Origin of the sequence: Nostoc sp., from assembly GCF_036918015.1 — a bacterium.
In the GTDB taxonomy this organism is placed as follows: Bacteria; Cyanobacteriota; Cyanobacteriia; order Cyanobacteriales; family Nostocaceae; genus Nostoc.
The window spans coordinates 42457-48456 of sequence record NZ_JBALEO010000092.1 but is presented as its reverse complement, the minus strand read 5'-3'; the positions used below and the strand labels follow the sequence as shown (position 1 = coordinate 48456).

Here is a 6000-nt window from a genome sequence, read left to right as displayed (position 1 = left end):
CGCAGTTTCACCAATTTTAGGCGATGTAGCGGTAATTGTTGGTGTTTCACCAATCTCAGGTGATGTAGCCGTAAATGGTGCGATCGCAGTTTCACCAATTTTAGGCGATGTAGCGGTAATTGTTGGTGTTTCACCAATCTCAGGTGATGTAGCCGTAAATGGTGCGATCGCAGTTTCACTTATCTCAGGCGATATAGCGGTAATTGTTGGTATTTGAGAAAACTCTGGCGATGTGGCGGAAAGTGGTGCGATCGCAGTTTCACCAATTTCAGGCGATGTAGGAGTAATTGTTGGTATTTGAGAAAACTCTGGCGATGTGGCGGTAAGTGGCGCGATCGCAGTTTCAAAATTCTCAGGTAATGTAGGAGTAATTGTTGGTATTTCAACAATCTCAGATGATGTGGCGGTAAGTGGTGCGATCGCAGTTTCAACAATCTCAGGTGAGGTAGGAGTAATTGTTGGTGTTTCAACAATTTCAGGTAATGTAGCGGTAATTATTGGTGGTTCACCAATCTCAGGTGGTGTGGTGGTAAGTGGTGCGATCGCAGTTTCACCAATCTCTGATGATGTAGGAGTAATTATTGGTGTTTCAACAATCTCAGGCGATGTAGCCAGAGGTGGTGCGATCGCAGTTTCAAAATTCTCAGGAGATATAGCGGTAATTGTTGGTGTTTCAACAATCTCAGGCGATGTAGCCGTAAATGGTGCGATCGCAGTTTCACCAATCTCTGATGATGTAGGAGTAATTATTGGTGTTTCAACAATTTCAGGTGATGTAGCTAGAAGTGGTGCGATCGCAGTTTCATTAATCTCTGATGATCTGGAGGGAATTGTTGGTATTTCAACAATCTCAGGTGGTACTAAAATGGGCTGACTTTCTGTAAACTCGCTATTCGTACTCTCAATATAGCTGTCACGTTGTAGTGAAGTCAGATTTGCTGAGATATCTGAGACATTAACCAACATAGCAGACTGGGACTCTGAAATTACTAACGCTTCATTATTATCAGAGTTTCTGAATAAACTAGGTGCATCTTCAATATCGGCTGAGGTAGGTGTTAACTGAACAGGTATACTCGCTAGAGTCTCACTTGAAACATTGGAATCAATTTCTTGTTGTATTACAATAGGATTTTTTGCGACTGAAGACTCAGAATTAGGTACAGCAATATGCTCTCCTACAGTATTTTCATCATTCGCAAAAGGATGGAGTAAAGTAGGTGTATCATCAAGTTCAGGTGAGGTCAGCGCTGACGGCAAAGCTAGAGAATGATTAATGACAGCATTATCCAGTTGCAATGTGGGTATTTCCAAATTAGCCTCAGCAGACAGAGACTCATCTGATGCTAATAAGCTATCTTCTTGACCATTAATAGTAACATTGCTTTGAACAATATTCTTACCCACAGATGATTTGACTGCTTTTTTAGATTTGGATTTGGATTTTTTCTCAAGGGGCTTTTGAGATTTATTTATTTTTTTTGATTTAGATTTATCTTTAATATTTATTTGTAGTGAGGTATCATCACTCGGTTTTTTATCAATCCGATTTGGCAGTATCTCTGGAATACTTTTTTTTACTATTTCACTAGTATTAACATCACTATTTTCTGGTAGAGCTATTGAATCAAAAGAATCAGATTCCAGTAATGGCAAATCACTATTTATATCTTGATTATCCCAACTATCCCAACCTATTAATGGTTGTATCGATGGTTCATGTTCACGAAATAAGAAAAATTTAGAGGATTTAACTAATGGTAGTTTAGTTTGTATGGGACTAAGAAAATTACTTCGTGAATGCAGAAAATGAGACTGTTTTCTCAATACCATTCTATCAGAAGTAGATAATGATGATATTACCCCAAGGGGATGAATATTGTTTCCTAGTGGAGATTGAATAATTTGCATAGTTATCGTTTAAAAATAGCCAATTAGCTAGAAACGAAATATCCACTTTTTTGATTTCGTTGTACAGAAGTGCCTCCTCCTGTAGACCTTGCAACTTGTAAGCCTTCATAAGCTAAAGTTAATTCTTCAATGGCAACTGCCTTGCCGTCTGCTTGGAGTGCAGGTGTTTTCCAGGTTATAGGAATAGCACCAATTAAAGTCCAACTCATCATCGTTTCACCGGCTTGATTGAAAATCAAAATATTGACATTGCGTCGAGATGTTTTCTTTTGTTCATCAAAAACTGCATTCATCCAATTCCAAAAACCTGGATGGTCGGTAACTCCACGTTTAAGAGTGATGTCTGCAAATTCTGTATGACCTAAATAAATTCTTTGTTGGTCGTTGACACCACCTTCCTGAAAAACATTTTTCTTAATTTGAATACTTAATCCTGTACATTCAGCGAAAGACGCAGCAATAGAACTATCTATTTCTACATAGAAACGATTAGTAGTAACATAATTTAATTCGTGAGTAATGTTGCCGTTATTAGCGCCTGTAGCCATCACAACCACCTTTGAGAATTATAATTACCGAGTCTTTCTCGCTGCGATCGCAGGTCTTCTAGTAAAAGTTTATATACGCGCTCTGTGAGTTCGTTCAGCAGCAGTGAGTCGTTGAGATATTTATTTGCCGTTTTAGCCGCCTTGCTAGCATCAGAAGTCTCTGAAACCCCGGCGTATCCAGCAGCACCGCCAACATCTCCATCGAACGTGAAAAAATTTTGTTGCTGATTTGAGTCCATAAATTAAAAAACTCTCCCTAAATCCAGGCTAAAGGTACTGCATCAGAATCAAAAGTAGCCAAAAGTCGAACTTAAGTTTTTACCTAAATTTAGACTTTCGATAAATTGTGTTGTGAGTGCGATCGCTGTACTCTAGCTAAATGTTAATAACAGCAAGATATTCATCTAGCTACTGCTTGGGGATCTGGAGAAGAAAATGAGAGAACACGTCAGCCGCCAGAAAAAAACTACTACAGGCTTCTCAATCCCATCCTTAAAACACCCGACACGCGGCTTTGGTTTGGAGTCGTCGGCAATTTCACGCCAAGCGGTTCCTGAAATACAACCACTTACTCACGATATCAGTCGCATACCACTGCGTACCCAAGCAAAACTCTCAATTAGCCAGCCTGGAGACATTTACGAACAGGAAGCTGATAGCGTTGCACAGCAGGTAATGCAAAGAATGGCGCAACCTGTAAATCGTCAGTCTATCCAACGTCAAGAAATGCCAGAGGCGGTGAAGCGATCGCCATTAGAGAAAACGCAGGAAGATTCCTTTTTAGAAACATCTGCTGAACCGATACAGCAACCCATCCAGAAAAAAGAAAGCCTTACAGGAGCAATTACGAGCTTGACGACTGCTTTATCAAGTGGGCACGTAGTGCAACTGAAAGTCAAGATTAAGGGTAAACAAACAAAATCATACGCAAACTTTGGTGCTTTTAAAAAGTCCCCGCTCTATAAGCCACTCATAATCAGTCTCACGAAATATTCTCCAGAGGTAGTTGAATTCCACCTCAAACAGCTCTTTTCCACGGATGCAGAATTTGAAAACGAACAACATTTTACGGAAGCACTAACTTATGACATAGAACATAAGAGTATGCCGGATCAGGAACACACCTTACAGGAGCAGTACATGACACTTTACGGCTGGAAAAAACGCGAGACTGGAACGCAGTCAGCAACGGATGCTGAAGCAGGTGAAAGCGAACCTGAAACATTGAAGGTATACCGGACAATGAAATTAGAGGATTGGAAAGAACTTGAAGGAGGTAATCACGCGAAGCTAAGTGGACATTTAGGAGACTTCAAACAGGCTCAAAACTACTTATATCGTAAAAGCCCTGAGCCTAAAGTACTTGTAGAATTTACACTGCGTCCCGGAGCCGAACGGGAGTTGTTTAGTAGTGCGATAATGGCGTTCCCGGATGTAAAGGGAAAGACTGTGCCAAATTCGATAAAAAGCACATTGATAAAAGAAGGGGGGAGCGACTCATTTGCAAAGGCCTCAACGAATGAGGGCACAGCACCAAACAAGGTTGGGGTTAAATCAGAGGGTGGTGAAGCTGGGTTTAGTCTGGGGATCGGTGGTGGTACATCGCCTGAAGTCTTTATGGGGCTAGTTGCAAACATGAGCGTCGTTGGGAGATCGGAGGCAGAAGAGAAAGCAGAAGGTTGACCTGACCATGTAGCAAACGATCGCTCTTTGAGTGAATTGCTTGATGAGTGCGATCGCTGTACTCTAGATATTAGTAATAGCCAAATAGTCATCCACCTACTGCTTAGGCATCAGGAGAAAAAATGAGAGAACGCATAGTCCAGCCCAAAAAAGCTACTACTGCTTCCTTCTCAATACCTTCACTCAAACAACCGACACGTGGTTTTGGTTTAGAGCCCTCTGGTGCTTCATCCCAAGCAGCAAATGAGGTGCGATCGCGAAATTTACCTTTAATGCACGATATCAGTCGAATATCACTGCGTCCCCAAACAAAACTCACGGTTAACCAGCCAGGAGATGTTTATGAGCAGGAAGCTGATAAAGTAGCACAGCAAGTGATGCAGACGATGAGCGAGCCTGTAAGTAAACAGTCTGTGCAACGGGAAGCATTGCCAGAGGAAGAAGAAGAATTACAAATGAAATCTCTGGCGGATACCAATACTTCGCTACAACGGGAAGCATTGCCAGAGGAAGAAGAAGAATTACAAATGAAATCTCTGGCGGATACCAATACTTCACTACAACGGGAAGCATTGCCAGAGGAAGAAGAAGAAGAATTACAAATGAAATCTCTGGCGGATACCAATACTTCACTACAACGGGAAGCATTGCCAGAGGAAGAAGAAGAATTACAAATGAAATCTCTGGCGGATACCAATATTTCACTGCAACGTCAGGGTGGTGGGGTTCCAGCCACATCTGACTTAGAAACTTCAATCCAGCAGGAACGGGGAAGTGGACAGACACTCTCAGACGATATCCGCCAACCAATGGAGCAAGCTTTTGGGACTGACTTCAGCAGTGTCAAAATCCACACAGATAGCCGCTCTGACCAACTCAACCAATCCATCCAGGCTCGTGCCTTCACTACAGGACAAGATATATTCTTCCGTCAAGGAGAATATGCTCCAGAGAGTCATGGAGGAAAGGAACTACTTGCCCATGAGTTAACTCACGTTGTCCAACAAAATGGTAGTGCGCTTGGGCGTAAATTGCTTCCTGACCAGGAGATTAAAAAAAAACAATAATCCAAGCCAAAACCCTTCTTAACTCCCCTTCTGGGTATCAACCAGTAATCCAGCGTAACCCTTTTGAAAAGCTGAAAAAATTCTTTTCCAAAGGCGGTGGCGATGAAATAGAAGAAATACAGGTGAACGGGGAGGACTGGAAAAAATACTTGGAGTTAGATATCTTGACGATGCAGCCTAGCGATATCATAACGGACAGGCAATTTGGGCATAATTTATATATAAATATCAGATGGTACAACAAATCGCAAAAAAGATTGCGCCTTTTGACACCGCCACCACTGGAATATTTTGAGGAAATAACAAAGATCGCGACAGACAACGGCGGCAATAGAACTACAGGAACAGAATCGCTGGATCAGTACGCAAACAGGCCAAATTCTAATACTTTCCGTAGCTACGCACTCGGAACTCAGGGCATGATTATAGATCCAGGTAAGTCGCTCACGGCAAGATTTCTTGATCCGCCGCAGATCACAATCACACAAGATTATAAATCCCGCACAGTTAAGTTCAAAATCGGGTTACAGGGGTCGCAACAGTGGCTAACTGGTGTGCAGCGACTAACGTGCGAGAATAACAAGATCATAGAGCATGAGTTTATCCCAACAAGACTCAGGGCTGGCTAACCTGGATTTCTCACTTGTGAGAAATCCAAGGGGTGTGGGAGGTGTGGGGAGTGTGGGAGGATGGGGAAGAAGTCTTACCCTCCACACTCCCCACACTCCTCTTCCCCTGAAGCCTACACTATGCGTGAGAAATCCGGGCTAATACCAATTCTGTATGAAGAT

The 6000-nt window shown here is 42.2% G+C and carries 5 protein-coding genes and 1 pseudogene; 3 read left to right on the top strand and 3 right to left on the bottom strand.

All coding sequences use genetic code 11. The annotated features are described in order from the left end of the window. The 3 genes and pseudogenes from V7K61_RS28985 to V7K61_RS28975 all read right to left on the bottom strand — a co-directional run. Positions 1-1911, bottom strand: a pseudogene (locus V7K61_RS28985) (hypothetical protein); the annotation flags it as partial. A 23-nt stretch (positions 1912-1934) separates the two neighbouring features. Further along, complete coding sequence (locus V7K61_RS28980) at positions 1935-2459, bottom strand: phage tail protein (protein WP_094350961.1); 525 nt, start codon at positions 2457-2459, stop codon at positions 1935-1937. Continuing rightward, positions 2459-2698 carry a hypothetical protein gene (locus V7K61_RS28975; protein WP_335058889.1) on the bottom strand — a complete coding sequence of 80 codons (240 nt, stop codon included), beginning with the start codon at positions 2696-2698 and terminating at the stop codon, positions 2459-2461. The genes V7K61_RS28980 and V7K61_RS28975 overlap by 1 nt, the downstream gene beginning before the upstream one ends. A gap of 196 nt (positions 2699-2894) precedes the next feature. Between V7K61_RS28975 and V7K61_RS28970 the strand changes: the two genes are divergently transcribed. The 3 genes from V7K61_RS28970 (at position 2895) to V7K61_RS28960 (ending at position 5980) form a co-directional block, all read left to right on the top strand. Continuing rightward, positions 2895-4142: a hypothetical protein gene (locus tag V7K61_RS28970; RefSeq protein ID WP_335058887.1), complete on the top strand. Its 1248-nt coding sequence runs from the start codon at positions 2895-2897 to the stop codon at positions 4140-4142. 122 nt (positions 4143-4264) lie between these two features. Continuing rightward, positions 4265-5209, top strand: a complete 945-nt coding sequence (locus V7K61_RS28965; RefSeq protein ID WP_335058885.1) for an eCIS core domain-containing protein — start codon at positions 4265-4267, stop codon at positions 5207-5209. Between the two features lie 594 nt (positions 5210-5803). Next, the gene (locus V7K61_RS28960; RefSeq protein ID WP_335058883.1) at positions 5804-5980 is read left to right on the top strand and encodes a hypothetical protein; all 177 of its coding nucleotides are present in this window, start codon (positions 5804-5806) and stop codon (positions 5978-5980) included. Positions 5981-6000: the final 20 nt, after the last annotated feature.